Below are 21,963 nucleotides of genomic sequence, written 5' to 3' on the forward strand. Positions count from 1 at the left end.
GGAGCGCACTGACTCGACACCATAACCGAGTTGCTCAGCCACCCGCGAGGTCGTTCCTTGGCTCGTACCGAGCTCGGCGCGGAGCGTTCGCACCATCCGGACCGCCGCAGCCTTCTCCTCGGTCGAATAGCGGCGTCCCTTGTTCATGTGTTGGACCATGGCTCCATTCTCGTTCCATAACTCTGGAGCCTCCACCAAACCCAGGGCGCTTCACTTTACGGCCTCACTGCAAATCCCCTAAAGAAGAGACCGCTACTGATTTTTGCCGGATCGTCATCCAGCACGACCCGCCCCACTTCTTCGCCGGTGGACCGGTCATAACGCAAAATTCTGTACGGAGAACCATCATTATTATCTGCCATGACGACAACCTCAGTATCAGTGAAGATCGCCACGGATGAAGCGGAATTATCGCTATATCCTTCAACGCTAAATTTGCGTTCCGTATGTCCCGTCTTGATGTCCGTGGACATGATCGAATCCTTAACCCCGTACCACTCAAGCTTTCCGTCCTTCAGCGACTGACGGGTTACATGAGGAAAGCCTGTACCATCTTCACTGATGAAAGGCTCGGTCACTTCATCTGAGCTCAGGGCCTTGCTCTCATACTTACCGGGCTTGGTGTCCCAAATCGATAAAACGGGCTTAGCAGCAACATCCAATCCACCTCGTCTCTCGTCAGAGATGTAGTAGATCTTTCCATTAAGGCATGGCGCATCATTGAGTACCGCGCCCTCTCTAGCCTGAGTACTGCTGCCGACAACTTTCTCCTTGCCATCGTTCGTGCCAGTTAATTGGCTGAGAACCATGGGCTCTGTATCAGGATCACCCGTCTTCGAATATGGACCGGTAGCCAAACCTATCCCGAAGACCTCCCCCTCGCACTGAGCAGCAATGAAATAGCTACCTTCAACTTCGGCTAGAGAGCTTCCGGAACTGGTGGTGGTCACAACCTGAGTCGTATACCCGACGTCGCTGAAGCCCAGATTATAAAGTCCCACTACAGTATCCGGCGTGGTGGCAAGCATGGCGTATTGGCTGTCCGTTTTTGCATTCTCAAAACTCTTCATGCCGTTACCATCAAGTAAATAGTCGGTCTTCATATCACTGAAGAACAGCCCCTTCTCAGTCCACGCCATCGAGCACATGTCCATGCCCCAGGTCTGCACTTCTGAAAAAGCACCATCGTCGTTTACCAGCAAAACCTTTCCGTCTTGGCTTTTCCCATCCATGTCACGGCTCTGAGCACTGAAGCACAGTGCGTACGCGGCCTCGCCTAGAGCCTCGGTTTTTTGGGATGGGGGATCAGCTGGTGAACAGCTAACCAGGGTAAAAACAGTGGCCGACACTGCCGCTGCGGTGATGATACGACGTCCGTGAATCATGAATGTTCCATTCTGATACAGAGTTTGGGCCGGCCCAATCTTAGGCCGGCCCAAATACTAGTTTTCCAGTACGTTTAGAGGGTCTTGTACGTCACTGTCTTTGAGGAATCCTTAATGTTGTAAGGATAAACGCCAGGACCTCCGTTGCCGTCGAGATCAATCATCGTCGCCGCCTTGTAGGCCGCCCACACCAACTGCGAACAATTCATCTTCGAACCGGTCGTCGACTTGTTCACGGCAAAATTGGAGTTATATCCCTTGCCGAGCAATTTGTTGAAGGCATAGTTAGCAGCCTTACCTCTATTGGTCGATGTAGTCCTAACGTACTGCTTCACCGCGCCCTTGCCTACTTTCACCTTTTTGGCTGCGATCGATCGGCTATTCTTTCCGGTCCCGGGAGCTTCCACGATGGTTGCGGTTGAGTAGTAAATGCCTGTGTGGCCATGCTGAACGAAAAACGTCGAAGCAGGAGAGACGAAAATATCACCCTTACGCTTTGCAGGACCCAAGGTAACGGTACCGTTGCCCCCGCTACTGCTGCGGGCCGAAGCAACGCTTCGATTAGCCAGAGAATCGACCGATTTCGCTTCCCGCACCGAAGCCTTACTCTCGGACAAAGCCCGATTAACGGCTTCGTCCAAACTGATTCCTTCGTCCTGTGCGAACTCACCCAGCGAATCTCTCAGCTCGGTGACCGAGGTTCCAGGATTGAGACTTGCCAGCTCATTCAAAGAACCGTTTCCCGTATCAGCCAACGCCGGCATAGCCGAACCAATGACCAGCATGCTCGAAGCGGCGATTCCCGCGAGCATATGACGTTTTTCAAAACACAACCCCTAGCACGTAGCAGTAATGATCCAAGTAACCGGTCAAACATGAACATAAAGAAGCACAAAAACGCATAGCGCATCCGACGCACGTTCAACGAAAAAGATCCTTGATCTGAAGAGAAATAATATTTCAGATCAGTGGATAAAATGATCCTAGCGTTAAGCACGTCACCACGGGACACTCATCGCCCTCCGCGCCAGGGCGCAAGACCCTTGGGAAGAAGCACTCTCGTGGCTAAAGATGGTTTGAAGACGATCGTGCCACTCTTGCTTGACGAACTTGGGGATGAGTTTGACCGTTCCTACGATTCAAAAGCCAAGCTGAGCCGACTCCATGAACGAAGCTCGAAGATCAAGGTATTTGATCCAACGCGTGGAGCCGGGATGAGTTTCCTCCCACGTGTTATGCGTGCCGACCTATATGATGGTGAGGAACTTACGGGTTGATCCCGTGCCGTCCATTGCCCGCTCATGACAAGGAATACTGAAGCGTGACGACTAAGGTCTTGTCCATTAACGGTGGCCGCCCTCTCAACGGTGAAGTGACCGTTCGCGGCGCCAAGAATCTGGTGCCTAAGGCGATGGTCGCGTCCCTGTTGGGTAGCGGTAAGTCGATCTTGCGTAACGTGCCTCAGATTAAGGATGTCGATGTGGTTGCCGGCTTGTTGCGGCTGCACGGCGTCACTGTGGATGTGGACCATGCCAAGGGTGAGATCGTGATGGATCCGTCCGGCGCGAAGACGGCTTCAAGCGCGGAGATTGATGCGTACGCTGGGGACTCGCGCATTCCGATCCTGTTCTGTGGACCTCTCATGCACACGATCGGGGAAGCTTTCATCCCAGACCTCGGCGGTTGCCGTATTGGCGACCGTCCGATCGACTACCACTTGCAGGTTTTGCGGGAGTTCGGTGCGATCGTCGACAAGGCCCCGAACGGGATCACCATTTCGGCTCGCAACGGCCTCTACGGTGCAAAGGTTGAGCTTCCGTACCCATCCGTGGGCGCTACCGAGCAGGTTCTGCTGACTGCGGTTCGGGCCAAGGGCATTACTGAGCTCAAAAACGCTGCGGTTGAGCCTGAGATTCAGGACCTCATTTCTGTTTTGCAGAAGATGGGCGCGATCATCGATCTTCGCGGTGAACGCACGCTCGTGATTGAAGGCGTCGAGTCCCTGCGAGCCTACGACCACACTGCGCTGCCTGACCGTAATGAGGGTGCATCGTGGGCTTCGGCAGCGCTGGCGACGGGTGGCGACATCCTCGTTAAGGGTGCCGCGCAGAAGGATCTCTCTGCGTTCCTGAACTGCTATCGCCGACTTGGTGGTGAGTTCGAGGTACAGAACGAAGGGATCCGGTTCTTCCACCCGGGTGGTGAGCTCAACCCGCTGGTTCTTGAGACCGATGTGCATCCAGGCTTTATGACGGACTGGCAGCAGCCGCTCGTGGTTGCGCTGACCCAGGCGACCGGCGTTTCGATTGTTCACGAGACCGTGTATGAGAACCGTTTCGGCTTCACTGACGCGCTCAAGCGCATGGGTGCCACGATCCAGTTGCATCGTCAGTGCCTCGGTTCGCTTCCGTGCCGCTTCGGTAACCGCGACTTCCTGCACTCGGCAGTCATCACGGGTAAGTCCCAGCTCAAGGGCGCAGACTTTGTGATCCCGGACTTGCGCGGCGGTTTTTCCCACGTGATCGCGGCTCTCGCTGCAGACGGCGTCTCGAACGCGACCGGTATCGACCTCATCAATCGCGGCTACGAACACTTCATCGATAAGTTGCTCGCTCTTGGCGCCGATGTTGAGCTCAAGGAACAGAACAACTGATGGCGCGGAAGGGATCTAACGAAACCCGCGCCGCACGTTTCACTTTTGGTTTCGCCGCATCGTTCGTGCGGCCCACTTTGGCGCTGATGCTCAAGCGAACCTGGGTTGGCTTGGGTTCGATCAAACCGGGTTCGATCATTGTTTCGAACCACATCAGCGAACTTGATCCGCTGATCGTGGCTGAAGCCTTGTACGCGCACAAGCTCCTTCCGCGTTTCCTCGCGAAGGCCTCACTGTTCAAGATTCCGGTTGTGGGTCGGATTCTGAAAGCGACCGGGCAGATTCCAGTCGAGCGTGGCGGCCCTGGCGCTAAGCTTTCGCTCGAGGCCGCTGCCGAAGTCATCGGGCGCGGCGGCGTCATCATCATCTATCCGGAAGGTACCTTGACGAAGGACCCGGATAAGTGGCCGATGGAGGCGCGTACCGGCGCAGCCCGGCTTGCATTGAAAACCAATGCGCCCATCGTTCCGGTAGTTCACTGGGGCGACCAGGAACTTCTGGGAGGCAAGCCACGTAGGCTACGGTTGTTCCCTCGGAAAGCGACCGTGGTCATGGCAGGCTCCGAGATCGAGATGGATGATCTGCGTGAAGGGCCTATGACCCGTTCCGTTCTGGATGAGGCAACCAGCCGCATCACGAAGCACATGATGTACTTGGTTGCTGATCTGCGCGGCGAAGAACCGCCAGAGGTCCCGTGGTCGCCTACAGGTGACCGGGAGGAACAGCTCAAGCGACGCGAAGAGGAAAAGCGGCGCCGTGAAGAGCAAGAGGACTGGTAACGGGCGGCGTCAGTCGCAAGCAGGCGTGAAGATGAACGCTTCAGGACAGATGAACGCTTCAGAATAGATAAACGCTTTAGAGCACAGCACAGCGTTGGAGGCATGCGCGTGAAGAATCTCACCGTCATGGGTTCGGGTTCGTGGGGAACCACGTTCGCAAAGGTTCTGGCAGACGCCAACCCGGAAGCGACTGTAACCTTGTGGGCCCGCCGTGATGAGGTGGCCGAAGAGATCGCTACGAAACACACCAATAGTGGCTACCTCGGTGACTTGACGTTGCCTTTCAACATCACTGCGACATCGGACGCCGTAGCCGCGCTGAATGGCGCGGAGATGGTGGTTTTGGCGGTTCCTGCGCAGACATTGCGTGAACAGCTCACGCAGTGGGCGGACGCGATCCCAGCTGACGCAGTTATTGTTTCTCTCATGAAGGGCCTTGAGCGGGGCACGGGCTTGCGTATGACGCAGGTTGTCCAGGAAGTCCTGGGGACCTCGGATGACAAGCTTGTGGTCCTTTCAGGCCCGAATCTCGCGCGGGAGATCGCGCGGGAGGAACCGACCGCGTCGGTGGTTGCGTGCTCTGTAACCGAAACTGCTGATGCGGTAGCGCAGGCGTGCACCGCGGCGTATTTCCGTCCGTATACGAACCGCGACGTTATCGGCGCTGAGATCGGCGGCATCGTGAAGAACATCATCGCCCTAGCTGTCGGCATGTGCGACGGCATGGGCATGGGTGACAACACGAAGGCGACTGTGATCACGCGTGGGCTTGCCGAGACCACGCGTTTAGCCGTGGCGATAGGCGGTAAGGCTGAGACGATGTCGGGGCTCGCCGGAATGGGCGACCTTGTGGCGACGTGCGCGTCGTCGTTGTCGCGTAACTACACTGCGGGACGTTTGTTTGGGCAGGGGCTCAGCATGGACCAGGTGACGTCGAAGATGACGCAGGTTGCCGAGGGCGTCAAGAGCTGTTCGGCGGTTTTGGAGCTTGCCCACGAGAACGGCGTTGACATGCCGATCGCCGCTGCAGCGTCGAAGGTTCTGGACGGCTCCGTGCCTGTTATCAAGATGCCGAAACTATTACTTGACCGCGATTTGAAATCTGAGGAGCGTAACCAGTGACGACGTCTCAAAAAAGAGTTCTGCTCCTGTTCGGCGGCCAGTCGAGTGAGCACTCGGTTTCGTGCGTGACCGCGGCCGGTGTTTTGCGCGCTATCGACACGGATCGGTTCACGGTGATTCCGGTGGGTGTGACGCAGGACGGCCGTTGGACCGTGGTTCCTCCTCAGCAGGTTCTCACGTATTCGTTCGATGGCGGTGTTGAGCCGGTCGTCGAGCTGCAGGGGCAGCCGGTGCGGCTCATGCGTTCTGAGGATTCCGATGCGGCTGCTCGCTTGGTGACGGATGCTCAGCCTGGTGAGATGGTTAAGATGCTCGCTGGGATCGATGTTGTGTTCCCTCTGTTGCATGGTCCATACGGTGAGGATGGCACGGTTCAGGGCTTCTTGGAGCTGCTCGGTGTTCCCTATGTGGGCTCCGGTGTAGCGGCCTCGGCTGTGGGTATGGATAAGCATCTGATGAAGATGGCTTTCAGCGCTGCCGGTTTGCGTGTGGGGCCGTATCAGGTGGTCACTGACCGCGCGTGGGACGCTGATCCTCAGGGGTGCCTAGACCGCTGTGAGGGCCTTGAGCTTCCCTTGTTTGTGAAGCCTGCTCGCGCGGGTTCTTCGCAGGGCGTTGTTCGCGTTGATGATCGTGAGGACTTGAGCCTTGCGATTGAGGAGGCGCGGATGCATGACCCGAAGGTTTTGGTAGAGCAGGGTATTTCGGGCCGTGAGATCGAATGCGCAGCGCTTGAAGGACGCCGTGGAATGCCGACGCGTGCTTCGGTTGGTGGTGAGGTTGTGGTCGATGCGGCCGCGGCTGATCTGTACGACTACGAGTCGAAGTACTTGGCGGACGATAACGCCCGCACCGAGGCTCCCGCGCGGCTGACTGATGAGCAGGCTGCCTCGCTCCAGGAACAGGCGATCGTTGCGTATGACGCGTTGGGCTGCGAAGGTCCTGCGCGCGTGGACTTTTTCTTGGACGAGACCGGCGAGTGGATCATCAACGAGATCAACACGATGCCCGGCTTCACGCCGATCAGCATGTACCCGCAGTTGTGGGCGGCGAGCGGGCTACCGTATGAGGATTTGATTACGGAGCTGATCACGCTCGCACTAGAGCGCCGAGCAGGGCTGCTCCGCTAGCGCATTTCGCTAGCCTCCTGCGCGTTTAGTTGGCTGGTTTAGCTGCCTGCGCCTTTAGCTGTCTGCGCCTTTGCTGACGACGTCTTCGTCGAGGTCTTCAGGCGTATCCAAATTGAGGTCACGTGCCGACGAGCACCGTTTCGTCGCTTCGTTGTTCTTGACGGCGTCAGAGACGGCAACTGCGACGTCTGAGGACGAGATGCGTGCTGTGTCGATTGTGATAGTGATGTAGGGCTCGCGTCCGTAGGTCGCGATCGTCCATGTGCCGTCGTTGTTTTCCCGCGCAGTCCAGTCGACCTCGTCAATGGTTGAGCACCGATCGGATGTCACAGCAGGAGCGATCTCGCCACATTTGAGAATCGCGGAAGCTGGCTGACCCCACGCCGCGGTGGCTTGGCTTGTGGTCTTCCGTTTAGGCTGGCCAGAGATTTCGCGTGGCAGGGTGATCATGACTTGCGCGCATCGGGCATCGGCCGCGTTCTCAGCGGGTGTGACTTCAACGGGTTCGCTACAGCCGCTCAAGGAAAGACCCGCACCTAGAGCCAGTACAGTCGCGATCGAAGCCTTGCGTACGCGAGAGCGGTATGGCTGGCTCGAGCGTCCTGAGACGAACGGTTGGCGAAAAACGGAACTTGCACGCATACCTCCAGTTTATCTACAGGCTACGGAACTAGAATCCTGTGTATAGATTCTGTGTACGGCAGTGATTCTGTGTACGGCAATTCGTTTTGGAAGAAGTTGGAGGCCGCGAATGAGCGACCGGAGGTTTGACGTTGACCCTGATCGTTATGACGACGATCAGTGGGGCGACGAGTTCAGTGCTACCTCGTCGGGCAGTTCAAGCTACGGCTCTGGATCTTCGTATTCAGGACAACAGGGCTACGGCGGCTACGGCGACGGCGGCTACCAAAGTGGCAACGGCTATCAAGGCGGCCCGGTAGGTTACGGCTATCCGCAGCAGGCACAGCCGTGGCAACAGCAGCAGTGGCAGAACAGCGAGCCGTACCAACAGCCGCAACAACCGCATCGTAAGCGTCGCAAGAAGAAAACCGGCAAGCGGGTCCTCATAACCCTGCTGACGATCGTTGTGGTCCTGGTTGCCGCGCTCGGTGGTTATGCTGCGGTACTTGCCTCCAAGTTCAACGAGTCCCACGCGATCCCGGTGGCTGAGGCGTTCCCGCAAGGGGAGCGTCCGCAACACGCTGCGGGGGACAAGTCCGTCAACATCTTGCTCCTCGGCAATGACTCGCGTGACGGCAATAAAGACGCCGGCCGCACCGACACGATGATGCTCATGCACATCCCATCGAACAGGGACGGCGTGTACGTGACATCGATCATGCGTGACACGTGGGTTACGATCCCGGGCCACGGCGAAGCGAAGATCAACGCAGCCTATGCGTTGGGGAAGATGCCGCTTACGGTCGCAACCCTGGAGAACCTGTTCAACGTCCCGATCGATCACGTCATGACGATCGACTTCTCCGGTTTTGAAGGCATGGTCGACGCGCTGGGTGGCGTCACAATCGACGTCCCAAAGCCGTTCGATAAGGCAGGCACTCACTATGAAGGCCGCATGGACGTCAACGGTAAGCAGGCTTTGTGGTTCGTGCGGGAACGCTATGCATTCCAAGACGGCGACTATCAGCGAGTCAAGAACCAGCAGCAGCTTGTGAAAGTGATCTTCTCCAAGATGCTGAGCCCACAGACGATCTTGGATCCGGTCAAGATGACCAACACCGTCGGCGCCATGGCTCCATACATGACACGTGATGAAACGTTGACCGGCTGGAGCCTCATGAAACTTGGTGCCTCGATGCCCGGTATCAGGTCGAACGACTTCCACTTCATGACCCTGCCGAATAAAGGCACCGGGACAAGCGCCGATGGCCAGTCCATCGTGATTCCCGACATGGACGCGATCGGGGAGTTCTCCAAAGCGATGCGCGAAGGCGGCATGAAAGACTTCATGACTCGCTACGGGCTAGCTAAATAAGTAAGCTAAGCCAGCGTAGTGGCCAGTTATGCCGGAGGGAGGGAACGATGACGGAAATCCGTACAGGGTTTTCAGCGCTCGAAGAGTGGCTGAAGCTCAGCGTTACCGAGCTGACCCGTCAACAAGAAGCTCTCAACGCCATCAACGTGTTCCCCGTCCCGGATGGTGATACTGGAACCAACCTAGTGGCCACGATGCGCACCGCACACGAAACGCTCGCCACACAAGAACCCCACGCAGACCTTGGCCACCACCTTGCCGTAGCCGCAAGGCAGGCTCTCGGCTCAGCGCAAGGAAACTCGGGATCCCTCATCTCGGTTTTCCTCCTAGGTATGGGTGAATCGCTCGCAGGCATAGAAGACCTCACAGCGTTCGCGCTCGCCGAGAGCTTGGAAGCGGGCCGTTTGAGAGCATGGTCTGCGTTATCTGAGCCAGTGGGTGGAACGATTCTCTCTGTCATGGCTGCCGCGAGTCAGGCCGCCCGGACGCATGCAAGCTCGCAAGGCCGGCGTACACGTCAGGACCGTGAGCTGGAAGCGCTTGCGCTCGTCGGGACTCTCGAGGCCGCATGGCAAGCGAGCCTCATCGAGGCGCAACATACACAGAGCCGCCTCAAAGAGCTGACCGATATCGCCGTCGTGGATGCGGGCGCAGTTGGTTTCGTCATCATCATCAACTGCTTGCTCGCAGCCGTGCGCGGAGGCGAGGTCGACCCTGAACCGTATAAGGACCTCCCTGGATATCAAGACCCCGGTGAGCTAGGCATCGAGCAGATCCCTGCCACTGATGGGGTCGAGGTTGTGTGCACTGTCGCGGCGTCTGCTCTGGACGCGGCACTCATGCGGGCCGCGCTCGACGCCGTGGGTGAGTCCGTTGTGATGTCGGCTATGGATCCCGCACCTGAACGGGATCCGGAATACAGCGGATACAACCATGCGAGCGCGAGCCAGGGGCGCGTCGACGACTCTCTGACGTGGCGTGTGCATGTTCATGTTCCAACGGAATCGGTTGCGCTCGACATCATCAGCAAAGCGGGGGAACCTACCGATGTGGTGGTCACGCCGCTGTCTCAAGTTGGCTCCCCACAGCCAGGCCAGACAACTCAGCCAGGTCATCATGGCGGCGCAGCAGCCTGCGGGGCTAGCGAGACTGGTGCTACCGAGACTGGCAGAGCGCGCTGATGTCGAACGAGTCAAACGCGACCAAGGGTTCCTTGATCCCTAACACGCCGTTATCTGAAGCCTTAGGTGCACGTGACGCCCAGGCGGTTCAGAAAGCTTTCGGCTTCCAAACGGTTGAACAGATGCTCACGCACATCCCTCGTCGTTATCTCGATGTGGGGGAGTTGACTGCGGTGCGTGACCTTCCGCTCGGTGAGGACGTCACTGTTGCCGCGAGGGTCATCCACGCACATCAACGCAGGATGCACCGGCGCAAGGGGTTCTTGCTCGAAATTGAGGTCGAGTCCGAGCAAGACGGCGGGCTCATGCCGATGACGTTCTTCAACGGTTATGTTGCCGCTCAGCAGCTGACGCCTGGGACGCGCGCTGTTTTCAGCGGCAAGGTCACTGCCTATAAGGGCGCGTTGCAGCTTTCGCATCCGGAGTACACGTTACTGGGAGAGGATCAGGAAGCCGAAGCTAAGCCGTTCCCGATCTATCCGCTCAAGGGCAAATTTGGGCAGATCCGTATGCGGACCTTGCAGGCGAAGCTACTTGAAGATATCAATCCGGATGCGTTCGCTGACCCGATCGAAGCCTCGGTGCGGGAGCGCCACCGGCTTCCGGACCGTGTGAGCGCGTTGCGTTCAATCCATCAGCCGGACACGTTGACCGAGGCGTTTAAGGCACGCGAGCGTTTCGTGTTCCAAGAGGCTTTGGTTTTGCAGACGTTTTTGGCTGACCGTAAGGCGGCCGTCGCAGGGCAAACAGCTGTGTCACGCCCGTTGCGTGGTGGAGGTCTGCTCGAGGCTTTCGATGCGTCTTTGCCTTTCGCTTTAACACCGGGTCAGCAGGAGGTCGGCGAGCAGATCGCTCAGGACCTGGCACGGCCGCACCCCATGAACCGGCTGGTTCAGGGTGATGTTGGTTCGGGTAAAACGCTGGTTGCGTTACGCGCGATGCTCCAGGTTGTCGATGCGGGTGGCCAGGCAGCGTTCATGGCGCCAACTGAGGTTTTGGCTCAGCAGCATGCCGCGACGTTGCGGTCGATGCTCGGTGATCTTGCGCGGGCCGGTGAGCTGGGTGCCCCGGAAACAGCCACGAGGGTTGAGCTGTTGACGGGCTCACTCAAGACGGGCCAGAAGCGCGAGACCTTGTTGGCCGCGGCCTCGGGGCAGGCCGGGATCGTGGTGGGTACGCACGCTCTGATCTCGGATAACGTTCAGTTCGCGGAGCTCGGGCTCGTGGTGGTTGATGAGCAGCACCGCTTTGGCGTTGAGCAGCGCGATAAGTTGCGAGACGGCGCGGGCGCCACGCCGCACATGCTTGTCATGACGGCTACGCCGATTCCGCGCACCGTAGCGATGACGGTGTTCGGTGACGTCGATGTTTCGACGCTCAAAGGTTTGCCTGCGGGGCGCGCGGAAGTCAGCACCTACGTCGTGCCGCTAGCCCTACCTGCGTGGAAGGAACGCATCTTCACGCTGATCCGCGACGAGGTCGCCAAAGGACACCAAGCGTACGTTGTGGTTCCGCGGATCACAGCGAGCGAGGATGTGGCCTCCGGTTCCGACACCGCGACGGTATCGCCGGAAGACGGGATGTTGCCGCTCGAGGTTCAAACACACGAGGCACACGCGCAACGCACCCCGCTTGAAACCATGTACGTAGTCCTCGCCGCGCATCCGGCGCTTAAGGACGTGCGCATCGGCGTTTTGCATGGCGCTATGGATCCCGAGGACAAAGCGCAAGCGATGGCGGACTTTGAAAACCACCGCAGTGACGTTTTGCTTGCGACGACAGTGATCGAGGTGGGCGTAGACGTTCCGAATGCTACCGTCATGGCAATCATTGACGCCGATGCGTTCGGTATCTCGCAGCTGCACCAGCTGCGTGGACGTATCGGTCGCGGGAATCTGCCCGGAACGTGCCTGCTGGTCACGAACCTTGAACGCCAACACCCGTCTGTTGAACGGCTCGAGACGGTCGCCTCGACAACCGACGGTTTCAAGCTCGCGGAAGAGGACGTCAAGCTCCGCCGTGAAGGCGACATTCTGGGGCAGAACCAGTCCGGCGGGAAATCGACGCTCAACCTTTTGCGGGTCATGCGGGACGCCGATGTGATCCAAGCGGCGCGCGAGGACGCTCAGCAGATCGTCGCGCCGGGTTGGCGTGCGGCTCACCCTGAGCTAGCGCGGCTCGTGGCCGAACTTGAAGACTCGGAGAGCGCGGCGTACCTGCAACGCTCCTAAACTGCGATGGGTGCAGCGCTAGGGCGTGGGTGTCTCGTCCGCGGGTGCTTCAGTCACAGGTGTCTCTGCGATGGGTGTCTCGGCTATAGGTGTTTCGGCAAAGTGCAACGTCGTCTCTCCGTAGCGGCGCGGCTTTAGCGCTGAAAGCCCTTCCGGCCACTGCGGGGCAGGGGAGCTGGAGGCACGTTCGAGGCACACCACCGCATCGTGATCCAGATGGGGAACGAGCGCCGTGAGGATCGCGTCCACGTCTTCGCTACTCATGGGGTAGGGAGGGTCGAGGAACGCGAGCGTGAACGAAGGTCCCGCATAGTTGGCGAGGAAGGTTGCGGCTTTAGCCTGCTCAACCCTCGCGCCTGCATTTGATGTTCCTTGACGCGCCGAACCGAGGCCCAGCACTGAGTTGATGAGCTTCGCATTTGGTCGCAAAGCTGTGACGGCCGAGCGGGCATGATCCACTAGAATCGCGCTCCGGGCGCCACGCGACAAACTTTCGATGCCGAGCGCGCCGGAGCCCGCGAACAGATCCAGAACCCTGGCATCGGTGAGAACATCCCACGAATCGAGGCGGGAGAACAACGCTTCCTTGACCCGGTCGGTGGTCGGGCGGGTGTCTTGCCCCGCGACGCTGTCGAGCTTACGGCCACCTGCGACACCAGCGATGATTCGGCTCATTTGTCCTCCCAGCCTGGGGTGTTTGATGATCCGCCGCGATCATGGCGAACGAACAGTTCAGAAAACTCGGCCGGACCCATGACCGTTCCAGGGCGCGGGCCCGCCGCGTGCAGCGCGGCCAGCTCGTCCGCATCGAACGCGCCGGCATCCCTTTGCGCCCCCGCATCCTTCCGCGCACCGAGAACCACGTTCCCAGGCATCGCGAGCGTGAACATCGAAGAATCAGCCGCCACAAAATAGCTGCCGCCAGCCTGCTCGAGTGAACCCGCCATGCGGCGCGTCGCATCGAGCCCCGGATCATCGCCGATATTGATCAGCACGAGGCCACCAGCACGTACCGCATCGAACATCTCAGTCATGAACTCCGGATCGAAGAGACGGTCCGGGGAGTCCGGCTCAATCGCGATGTCCAGAACAAGCGCATCAGCCAGCCCACCGGCCGCTTCAACTGCCCGCGGCAACGCATCACGCACATCGCCCGCGATCACCACAGGAGCTTTCTCGCTCGGGAACGGAACCCGCGCCAAAACCACATCGATCAGGTCAGGGTCCAGATCCACCACGATGTGCGTGCCAGCCGGGTCAGCTACCGCCAGGGCCCGCGGGAGCGACAAGCCGCCCCCACCGAGGTGGATGAACGTCGCGGATCCGGGCTCGATGCGGGGCACGGTCCACAGCTGAAGAGCCGCTTGCATCCACTGCAGATAGTCATACAGGAGCCGCGATTGATCCTCGGGGAAGATCGTGGACTGCTCGGCGCCATCGATATCCAGCGTCAAACCGCCTGGAATCCATGGGGAACGCCACCAAGCAGCCACCGCACCGGATCCCAAGACCTCGCTCGCAACGAACTCGGAACCGCTCGGACGCGAAGAATCGAGTGGACCGTCCATGTTCATGTCGGCTCCGTTCAAGCTTGAGCGTCTCCGCGAGCTACCTCGCGGGCAACATCTGCGAGCGAAGCACGGATGCGGTTGGCGCCTTCCTCAACTGTCTCGTACGACTTGCACGCCGCAAACCGAAGATAAGACGCGTAACGGCCCTCGAAATGAGGCGTCGTGAAAGCGCTCACAGGGATCGCCGCAATTCCAGCTTTCTCCGGAAGAACCTGCGCGAGTTCCGTAGCGTCCTCAATTCCGAACGGCGCCATATCCGCGAGCACAAAATACCCGCCACACGGGCGAATCACTTTCGCGCCTGCATCCTCAAGTGCTGAAACCAAAAGCTCTGCCTTGCGGCCCATGTCTTCAGCCCGCTCGGTGAAGAACTCGCGCGGCATACGCAATCCATGAGCGATGGCCGGTTGGAACATCGGGCCTGACGAAAACGTGAGGTACTGCTTGACGGTGCGCACCGCGTCGATCAGCTGAGCTGGGCCCGTAGCCCAGCCGACCTTCCAACCCGTGAGCGAAAACGTCTTACCGGACGAAGACACCGAGATCGTGCGCTCCGACGCTCCGGGGGTATGTGAAAACGGGAGGAAGCCGCCGTCGTAGACCAGGTGCTCATAGACCTCATCGGCAAGAATCAAAGCCGAGGCGCCCACAGCGGCCTTCACGATCGCCTTACGGCTCTCCAAACTGAACACCGAGCCCGTAGGGTTATGCGGATCGTTCACGATGATGAAGCGGGTCTTGTCATCCACGGCCTCCGCGAGTGCCTCGCAATCCGGTTGGAAGGAACCCGTTGCCTCATCGAAAACCAACGGAACCGTGCGCAACTCAACACGCGCGAAACCCGTGATAGCGGCGTACGCGTCATAGAACGGCTCGAACGTCACGATGTTGTCGCCCGGACGAACAAATGCCAGGACCGCGGCAGCAATCGCCTCAGTGGCACCCGACGTCACAACTACCTGTGTATCCGGATCCACAGTAAAGCGGTACCACGCCTGCTGATGCTCAGCGATCGCTTCGCGCAAATCCTTGGTACCTGCCGCCGGAGCGTATTGATGGTGACCCCGCGCCAGCATCTGTTGAGCGATATCGACCAACTCTTGGGGCGCATCGTCATCCGGGAAGCCTTGCCCCAGGTTCACCGCATCATGCTGACGCGCCAGATCCGAAATCTCTTCGAAAATAGTCTTCTTCAGACCATGCTCACCAGCCAAACGAGCGCGTCGGGCACCCTGAAACCACGGCGCGATCGTGTCACGGGCAGGAATCGAAGAAAAACCCGGCTGCAGGTCACTGCTGTTCTGATCGTTGCTGCTGGACATGCCTCTACACTACCGGCGAACTCCACAGGCTTCCCGAACTGCACCAATACAAGGAACCTCCCAGGAAAATGTGACACAGTATTCACATGACTCGTGTTGTATGCCCAGGATCATTCGACCCTGTACACAAAGGCCACCTCGAGGTCTTCATGCGTGCGGCCTCGCTTTTCGACGAAGTGATCGTCGCTGTATCCACGAATCCAGCGAAGACGTATCGCTTCAGCGAAGACGAACGCGTCCAGATGATTCGCGATCAGGTGTCCTCGATCAGCGGCATCATCGTTGAGCCCATGGGGAACGGGCTATTGGCGGACTACTGCGCGCGCAAAGGGTCCCGCGCCATCCTGAAAGGTCTGCGTAACAGCCAGGATTTCCAATTCGAGACCCCCATGGCGTCGATGAACCGCCACCTCACAGGCGTTGAGACGGTATTCATACTCGGAGACCCCGAATACCAGTATGTTTCTTCGTCGCTCATTAAAGAAGTGGCATCGCTAGGTGGGGACATTACGGAATTCGTTCCTAAAAGCGTCGCCGCCAAATTTGCAGATTAAATTCACAGCGTAAATTCACAGCGTAAAGCTAAATTCACATAGTAAAGCTGAAATCGCCTTATTCTTAGAACGGTCGGCACACGTCGCACAACAGCCGGCCTAACTTGAAACTAAACAACCGAAAGCCGCGGACTGCCCAGAGTCGCGAACCGACTACCGGAGGATCGTCAATGACCGGAACTACGCACGGCACCTATGTGCCGCGCCGAGTGAAGCACCGGCCAAGGCACGTAGGGCGCGTCGTCCTAGGTTGTCTGCTCATCATCATGGTTACAGTCGTGGGGGCCGGGCTTGGCCTCGCGTCAAAGTTCGGCAGAGCGTTTGAGAAAACAACGACTATCGCGAGCGCATTCCCAGAAGAAGAGGATCGCCCGGTAAAGGATCCCGGCGACACGTCGATCAACATCCTTCTGCTTGGCGCCGACGGTGGGCCGGGGAAGGGTAAACGGGTAGCTATAGACCCGAATGCGACTCAAACGGACCGGCGCTCCGATTCGATGATGCTCGTCCATATCCCAGAATCGCGCGACAAGGTTTACGTCATCTCGATGCTCCGCGACACCTGGGTCAACATCCCCGGTCACGGCGAAGCGAAAATTAACGCTGCGATGGCCTTCGGAGGCGTGCCTCTGCTGGTCCAGACCCTTGAAAGCCAACTGGACACCCGCATCGACCACGTTGCGATCATCGATTTCCAGGGCTTCCGTGACCTCACGACGGCCATCGGCGGAGTGACCGTGGACAACGATTTCGACTTCGTTGCGCACGACACCGACTACCACTATCCGAAAGGCAAAGTCCACATCGAAGGCGACAGGGCGTTGCGTTTCGTTCGTGAACGCAAGAGCTTCCCAGATGGTGACTACCAGCGGGTACGTAACCAGCAGAAGTTCCTGAAAGCCGTGTTCGGCAAGGTCTTGAGCGAGGAAACGCTTTCCAATCCAGCCAAGCTTTTCAAAGTGGTTGACTCGATCGCTCCATACATTTCGATGGACGAAGAATTCTCAGACCCAGCCCTGCTGACTGGCCTGGGGCTCCAGCTCAAGAATGTGCGCGCCTCAGACATCGTGAGCTTCACGTTGCCGAATAAGGGTGGCGGCTGGAGCGCGGATGGCCAGTCGATCGTTTTGCCGGATTACGACGCGATCGCCGCGCTGGGTGAAGCACTACGCAACGACACTGTCGGCGAGTTCTATGCGTCCTTGCCGGAGGAGCAGAAGAAGTAAGTTCCGCAACAGCGTTCCGCTACCAGATAGGAGGGTGGCGATACGCTGAGGCACAGACATGAACAGATAGACTCGTTGACACCAAGCCTGCCGTTGAAAGGCACGGCAATATCATCAGAGGAAGCAGTAGCTCGTCTATGGACATCCCAGCGCTGGCAAAATCCCACGGTTTGAGCCGTGTGGGTGCGCGCCCTGGTTTATTCTCGTATTACCGAGAGACATGGCGCCGCAGGCGATTCGCCATCGTCTTTGCAAAGTCCAAAATCCGTGCACGCAACTCTCAAAACCGCCTCGGCGTTCTCTGGGAGATCCTGAAACCAACGTTTAACGCGTTGATGTACGGATTCATTTTCGGTGTTTTGCAGGGTGACCGGCGTCCACCTGGCTTCGCGGCGTTCGTCGTCATCGGCGTGTTCCTCATGGAATTCTTCTCAAAGTCCATGAGCGACGGTGCCCGCTCCATCACAGGTAACCGGGCTCTCGTGCAGTCTCTCGCGTTCCCGCGCGCGACTCTGCCGTTCTCGATCGTGATCCAACAGATCCTCACACAGATCCCGATGATCGGCGTCATGTTTATCTATGTCATGGCGCTGGGCTACTGGCCACGGTGGGAGTGGCTACTGATCATCCCACTGTTCGTGATCTACGCGGTTTTCAACATGGGTGTAGCGTTCTCGTTCGCCCGCTTGACCGTGCACACGCACGACCTGACGCAGCTACTTCCGGTTATCAACCGTTTCTTCTTCTTCACATCGGGTGTTCTGTTCTCTGTCGAGAGCATCTTTGAACAATACCCTTCCGTGGTCGCCGTGTACGACTACCATCCGATCTACCAGGTCCTGACGATTGCTCGTGGCCTAGTCCTGGGTGGAAGCCACACGTATGAACCGATTGCCTGGGTTGTTGTGTCCTGCTGGGCCGTGGGCCTGTTCCTGATTGGCACTATTTTCTTCTGGCGAGCGGAGGAACTGTATGGCCGAGTCTCCTAATCAAGACAAGCAAGACGTGCCTGAGGTTGTACCGCCAACGCGGGAAGAACAGCTCCGCATCGACCCTGACCGTCAGCCGGTCGTGATCGTGGACGACCTGCACGTCAAATACAAGGCGTTCTCTTCGGGGCGTTCCGCGGGAGCTACTGCACGGGGCGGTATCTTCAAGAAAGGGATGCGCGGAGTACGCGAAGTGCACGCGCTCAAGGGCGTCAGCTTTGTTGCGTACAAGAACGAATCCATAGGCATCATCGGCTCGAACGGCTCAGGTAAGTCGACGCTTCTGCGCGCCATCACTGGTCTCACGCCGCCGGCGGCTGGCGCTACGTATGCTGCAACCCGCCCGAACCTCTTGGGCGTCGGCGCTGCGCTGATTCCAAGCGTTTCCGGCGACGAGAACATCACTCTGGGTTGCTTGGCCCTAGGCTTCTCGATGGACGAGATCGAAGAGCTACGCCCCAAGATTGTTGAGTTCGCTGGCCTTGAGGACTTCATTGACCTTCCGATGCGCACATACTCGTCAGGTATGCAAGCGCGTTTGAAGTTCTCGATCGCTGCATCGAAGTTCCACGACATCCTCATCGTCGACGAGGCGCTGTCCGTCGGTGACGCCGCGTTCCGCAAGCGTTCCGAGAAGCGGATCCGTGAAATCCGAGACGAAGCCGGCACGGTCTTCCTGGTGTCTCACTCGATGAAGTCGATTCAGGACACGTGCAGCAGAACTATTTGGATTGAGAAGGGCGTTTTGATGATGGACGGGGACACCCCGGACGTGATCAAGGCGTATCAGAGGTCGCGAGGCTAATGACGAAAAATGCGTTGCCCGAACTTAAAGCGAATCCAACGGTTGCGTATGTGATTCCTGTTTTGAACGGGGCTGCCTATATCGCGGAAGCAGTGGCCTCGGTTCTGGCTCAAGACTATGAGGGGACCCAGAAAGTGGCGGTGGCCGTGGGCCCCAGCCACGACGGAACAGAAGAGATCGTGCAGGGTCTCGCAGCCGAAGATTCCAGGGTTTTGTTCGTTGAGAACCCTGCTGGAAATACTCCGTCTGGCCTGAACAGAGCCATTGAAGCGGTCGATGCGGATGTCATCATTCGCGTGGATGGCCACTCGGTTCTGAGCAAGGGATATACGCGCATCGCGATTGAGACGTTGCGGCAGACCGGAGCGGCGGACGTCGGCGGAATCATGGATGCTCAGGGCACGAATCCGATTCAGCGCGCGGTCGCCGCGGCGTACAAGTCTCCATTTGGTTTGGGCAACGCGCCGTACCATACGGGAGCGCAAGCTGGGCCAGCGGATTCGGCGTACCTGGGTGTCTTCCGGCGCGAGATCTTCGACATCGTGGGCCTGTATGACGAGTCGATGATTCGGGCTCAGGACTGGGAACTGTGCAAACGAATCCGTGAGGCCGGGTATACGGTGTGGTTCGATCCTCAGCTGCGTGTTCGTTACTATCCGCGAGATAACTTCGGGGCCCTAGCCCGGCAAACGTTCGCGTCGGGAGTGTGGCGTGGCGAACTCGGCCGGCGAGGTCCAGGCGGCGCCCGCATCAAGCACTATGCGCCTCCTGCCGGGTTGATAGCGTTCGGCGCGGGCGTGCTCGGCTTGCTGATCCGTCCGTTCACATCGAAAGGGTCCAAAGCCCGCAAAGCCACTACAGTAGCGGCTATCGCTCCGATTGGTTACGGCATCGGGATCCTCGGTGCCGCATGGCACGCAGGGCGTGAGCTTACATTGAAGGAAAAGGGTTTGCTCGCGCGGGTTTTGCCAACCATGCACGGAACGTGGGCAGCAGGTTTTATTCGCGGTCGCATCCTGGGAGCAGGCGACGTCAAGGACACATCGAGAGTTAAATGAGTCAAAACTTTCCATCGAATCTTCAGGTTTCTGCCGACGGTACAGTTCCTGTTGGCCCGGATGGTTTGATTCGGCCTCATAATCCGACGCTAAGCCAGTTGCGCGCGGTCTGCCAGCCGCCGCACGTGCGCGCACGCAAGAACGCTGAACACTGGACGGCGGAGCTCTATCTTCGCCACATTTCGATCTACTTCACGCGTCTGCTCATCAAGACACCGATCACTGCGAACCAGGTCACCACGATCATGATGATCACCGGCTGGTTCATGGGTGCTGCGATGCTGATCCCGGGGATCTGGGGTCCGTTGATTGCGGTGGTGTTGTCGCAGGTTCAGCTCTATCTCGATTGCTGTGACGGAGAGATCGCGCGGTGGCGTGGGGTCCGCGGTCCGAAGGGCATTTTCATCGATATGGTCGCACACCACTCGACCGAGGCGGCTGTTGCTGTCGGTGTTGGCGTGCGTGTTGCGATGGGCATCTCGCCGGACGCCTTCACAGCTGCTGGGTGGGCGGCCGCATGGGCGGGCTCAACATTGGGCGTGCTGTTGTTGATGAACCGTTCGCAGTCGATCATGATGCACGCTTCGCGGGCGTTCGCCGGAGTTGAGAAGCTCCCGGACACGCGGGAAGCTCGTGCGATGCCTCCGGCTTCGCTCATTGGACGTTTGCGCCGCTTGGCTCGTTTCGTTCCGTTCCATCGCATGCTGCACGCGGTCGAGTTGAGCCTGATTTTCCTAGCTGCATCGATTGTCTCGGCGTTGATCGGCAAGCCAGTCATCGCTGAGGCGTGGGTCATGTGGATCCTGCTGGTTGCGACGCTGGGTGTGAACATCGGGCATTTCTGTGCCCAGGTCTTTTCTGCTCGCTTGGCGCCTCTTTCAACTGGATGGGAATACAAGCGTCCTGAGGATGTCGATGTTCAGCCGGCAGAGTTGCTGGGTAGCCAGGCCGAGATCTCAGGTGAGCGGCACGGTGAGCGCTGATGTTCTCTTCTCTCAAACGTCGAGTCTCGAACCGCCGGTCGCGTAGCCGGCGCCAACCGCATCTGCAGGTTGAAGGCACGCCTACGGTGGGTGTCGTTGTCCTTACGATGGGGCAGAGGCCTGCAGAGCTCGACCGTGCCTTGCGCTCGCTGTTGCGTCAGAAGGACGTCAACATCAACATCGCCGTGGTGGGCAACGGGTGGGAACCTGTGGGTTTGCCGCCCGGGGTTAAGGGCGTCAAGCTCGAGGAGAACCTGGGTATCCCTGCGGGACGTAACGCGGGTGTTGAACACGTGCATGGGGAGTACCTCATGTTCTTGGACGACGATTCATGGTTGCTTGATAAGGATTTTGTGGCTGAAGCGGTTGAGCGTTTCCGTCGCTATCCGTCGATGGGCTTGTTGCAGCCGCAGATTGTGGACCCTGCCAAACCGGATCAATCGCCGCGCCGGTGGACGCCGCGTATCTGGAAGCGGACCCCGGACGTTTCAAGCAACGTTTTTCATGTGGGCGAAACGTGCTTGGTTATGCCTCGTCATTTATTCGATGAAACAGGTGGCTGGGCTGGCGGCTTTTGGTATGCGCACGAAGGCATTGAGCTCGCGTGGCGCATTTGGGATACGGGGCATCGTGTCTGGTATGCGGGTGATATGCGTGTGGGGCACCCAGTTGTTGACGCCCGTAGGCACAAAGAGTTCTACCGTTTGAATGCCCGGAACCGCGTGTGGCTCGCTCGACGTAATTTGCGGCCACCTTTCCGGTGGATCTATCCGATGGTTTGGGCTCTTGGGCAGACGTTGCGGATGCGTAAAGATCCGCGTGGTTTGCAACGGTATTGGGAGGGGTACCAATCCGGTTGGGAAGGGTCTCCGTGGTATCACCATCCGCGGCCGCCGTTGAAATGGTCTACACATCTGCGGATGGCGCTGTATGGGCGCCCACCGTTTGTGTAAATGGATCTTGTTGAGCTTGTGAGAT

The 21,963-nt window shown here is 58.6% G+C and carries 21 protein-coding genes; 15 read left to right on the plus strand and 6 right to left on the minus strand.

The genetic code is table 11. The features are described 5' to 3' along the window. Positions 1–215: 215 nt before the first annotated feature. On the minus strand, positions 216–1,385 hold the full coding sequence (locus CAY35_RS07985; RefSeq protein ID WP_109304107.1) for a hypothetical protein: 1,170 nt from the start codon (positions 1,383–1,385) through the stop codon (positions 216–218). A gap of 74 nt (positions 1,386–1,459) precedes the next feature. Further along, positions 1,460–2,197 carry a hypothetical protein gene (locus tag CAY35_RS07990; protein WP_109304108.1) on the minus strand — a complete coding sequence of 246 codons (738 nt, stop codon included), beginning with the start codon at positions 2,195–2,197 and terminating at the stop codon, positions 1,460–1,462. A gap of 249 nt (positions 2,198–2,446) precedes the next feature. On the opposite strand from CAY35_RS07990, the gene CAY35_RS07995 reads away from it, so the two are divergent. From CAY35_RS07995 to CAY35_RS08015, 5 genes are all read left to right on the plus strand, one after another. Further along, the gene (locus tag CAY35_RS07995; RefSeq protein WP_109304109.1) at positions 2,447–2,662 is read left to right on the plus strand and encodes a hypothetical protein; all 216 of its coding nucleotides are present in this window, start codon (positions 2,447–2,449) and stop codon (positions 2,660–2,662) included. A gap of 44 nt (positions 2,663–2,706) precedes the next feature. Beyond that, entirely contained in the window at positions 2,707–4,038 is a 1,332-nt protein-coding gene (gene murA / locus CAY35_RS08000; RefSeq protein WP_109304110.1) for a UDP-N-acetylglucosamine 1-carboxyvinyltransferase, read from the plus strand. Beyond that, a complete protein-coding gene (locus tag CAY35_RS08005) occupies positions 4,038–4,817 on the plus strand; it encodes a lysophospholipid acyltransferase family protein (RefSeq protein ID WP_109304111.1) in 780 nt (259 codons plus the stop codon). Before murA ends, CAY35_RS08005 begins: the two co-directional genes overlap by 1 nt. A gap of 102 nt (positions 4,818–4,919) precedes the next feature. Continuing rightward, complete coding sequence (locus tag CAY35_RS08010) at positions 4,920–5,939, plus strand: NAD(P)H-dependent glycerol-3-phosphate dehydrogenase (protein WP_109304112.1); 1,020 nt, start codon at positions 4,920–4,922, stop codon at positions 5,937–5,939. Beyond that, positions 5,936–7,069, plus strand: a complete 1,134-nt coding sequence (locus CAY35_RS08015) for a D-alanine--D-alanine ligase family protein (RefSeq protein WP_109304113.1) — start codon at positions 5,936–5,938, stop codon at positions 7,067–7,069. Before CAY35_RS08010 ends, CAY35_RS08015 begins: the two co-directional genes overlap by 4 nt. 54 nt (positions 7,070–7,123) lie before the next feature. Here CAY35_RS08015 and CAY35_RS08020 read toward each other — a convergent pair whose 3' ends face one another. After that, the gene (locus tag CAY35_RS08020) at positions 7,124–7,711 is read right to left on the minus strand and encodes a DUF3515 domain-containing protein (protein WP_109304114.1); all 588 of its coding nucleotides are present in this window, start codon (positions 7,709–7,711) and stop codon (positions 7,124–7,126) included. Between the two features lie 109 nt (positions 7,712–7,820). Here CAY35_RS08020 and CAY35_RS08025 point away from each other — a divergent pair, with 109 nt between their 5' ends. Genes CAY35_RS08025 through CAY35_RS08035 form a run of 3 tightly spaced genes read left to right on the plus strand, consistent with a single transcriptional unit; the run spans position 7,821 to position 12,477 of the window. After that, positions 7,821–9,065 (plus strand): LCP family protein, encoded by a 1,245-nt coding sequence (locus CAY35_RS08025; RefSeq protein ID WP_109304115.1) that lies wholly within the window; start codon positions 7,821–7,823, stop codon positions 9,063–9,065. 47 nt (positions 9,066–9,112) lie between these two features. After that, complete coding sequence (locus CAY35_RS08030; protein ID WP_109304116.1) at positions 9,113–10,246, plus strand: DAK2 domain-containing protein; 1,134 nt, start codon at positions 9,113–9,115, stop codon at positions 10,244–10,246. Then, positions 10,246–12,477 (plus strand): ATP-dependent DNA helicase RecG, encoded by a 2,232-nt coding sequence (locus tag CAY35_RS08035; RefSeq protein WP_109304117.1) that lies wholly within the window; start codon positions 10,246–10,248, stop codon positions 12,475–12,477. The genes CAY35_RS08030 and CAY35_RS08035 overlap by 1 nt, the downstream gene beginning before the upstream one ends. 18 nt (positions 12,478–12,495) lie before the next feature. Here CAY35_RS08035 and rsmD read toward each other — a convergent pair whose 3' ends face one another. From rsmD to CAY35_RS08050, 3 genes are read right to left on the minus strand one after another with little or no spacing between them, the layout of a single operon-like run. Next, positions 12,496–13,152, minus strand: coding sequence for a 16S rRNA (guanine(966)-N(2))-methyltransferase RsmD (rsmD, locus tag CAY35_RS08040; RefSeq protein ID WP_109304118.1), 657 nt, complete (start codon positions 13,150–13,152; stop codon positions 12,496–12,498). Then, on the minus strand, positions 13,149–14,051 hold the full coding sequence (locus CAY35_RS08045) for a spermidine synthase (protein ID WP_109304119.1): 903 nt from the start codon (positions 14,049–14,051) through the stop codon (positions 13,149–13,151). The genes rsmD and CAY35_RS08045 overlap by 4 nt, the downstream gene beginning before the upstream one ends. Before the next feature lie 11 nt (positions 14,052–14,062). Beyond that, complete coding sequence (locus tag CAY35_RS08050) at positions 14,063–15,370, minus strand: aminotransferase class I/II-fold pyridoxal phosphate-dependent enzyme (RefSeq protein ID WP_109304120.1); 1,308 nt, start codon at positions 15,368–15,370, stop codon at positions 14,063–14,065. 86 nt (positions 15,371–15,456) lie between these two features. Between CAY35_RS08050 and coaD the strand changes: the two genes are divergently transcribed. The 7 genes from coaD (at position 15,457) to CAY35_RS08085 (ending at position 21,938) form a co-directional block, all read left to right on the plus strand. Beyond that, positions 15,457–15,924 (plus strand): pantetheine-phosphate adenylyltransferase, encoded by a 468-nt coding sequence (gene coaD / locus CAY35_RS08055; protein ID WP_109304121.1) that lies wholly within the window; start codon positions 15,457–15,459, stop codon positions 15,922–15,924. Between the two features lie 170 nt (positions 15,925–16,094). Then, a complete protein-coding gene (locus CAY35_RS08060) occupies positions 16,095–17,150 on the plus strand; it encodes an LCP family protein (RefSeq protein WP_109304122.1) in 1,056 nt (351 codons plus the stop codon). 137 nt (positions 17,151–17,287) lie between these two features. After that, positions 17,288–18,139, plus strand: coding sequence for an ABC transporter permease (locus tag CAY35_RS08065; protein ID WP_109304123.1), 852 nt, complete (start codon positions 17,288–17,290; stop codon positions 18,137–18,139). Next, positions 18,123–18,944, plus strand: a complete 822-nt coding sequence (locus tag CAY35_RS08070) for an ABC transporter ATP-binding protein (protein WP_109304124.1) — start codon at positions 18,123–18,125, stop codon at positions 18,942–18,944. The genes CAY35_RS08065 and CAY35_RS08070 overlap by 17 nt, the downstream gene beginning before the upstream one ends. Further along, the gene (locus CAY35_RS08075) at positions 18,944–20,002 is read left to right on the plus strand and encodes a glycosyltransferase family 2 protein (RefSeq protein ID WP_109304125.1); all 1,059 of its coding nucleotides are present in this window, start codon (positions 18,944–18,946) and stop codon (positions 20,000–20,002) included. Before CAY35_RS08070 ends, CAY35_RS08075 begins: the two co-directional genes overlap by 1 nt. Next, positions 19,999–20,985 carry a CDP-alcohol phosphatidyltransferase family protein gene (locus tag CAY35_RS08080; RefSeq protein ID WP_258265705.1) on the plus strand — a complete coding sequence of 329 codons (987 nt, stop codon included), beginning with the start codon at positions 19,999–20,001 and terminating at the stop codon, positions 20,983–20,985. The genes CAY35_RS08075 and CAY35_RS08080 overlap by 4 nt, the downstream gene beginning before the upstream one ends. Further along, the gene (locus CAY35_RS08085; RefSeq protein WP_109304126.1) at positions 20,985–21,938 is read left to right on the plus strand and encodes a glycosyltransferase family 2 protein; all 954 of its coding nucleotides are present in this window, start codon (positions 20,985–20,987) and stop codon (positions 21,936–21,938) included. The genes CAY35_RS08080 and CAY35_RS08085 overlap by 1 nt, the downstream gene beginning before the upstream one ends. Positions 21,939–21,963 lie beyond the last annotated feature (25 nt).

The organism is Pseudoglutamicibacter cumminsii (assembly GCF_003143995.1).
Lineage (GTDB): Bacteria > Actinomycetota > Actinomycetes > Actinomycetales > Micrococcaceae > Pseudoglutamicibacter > Pseudoglutamicibacter cumminsii_B.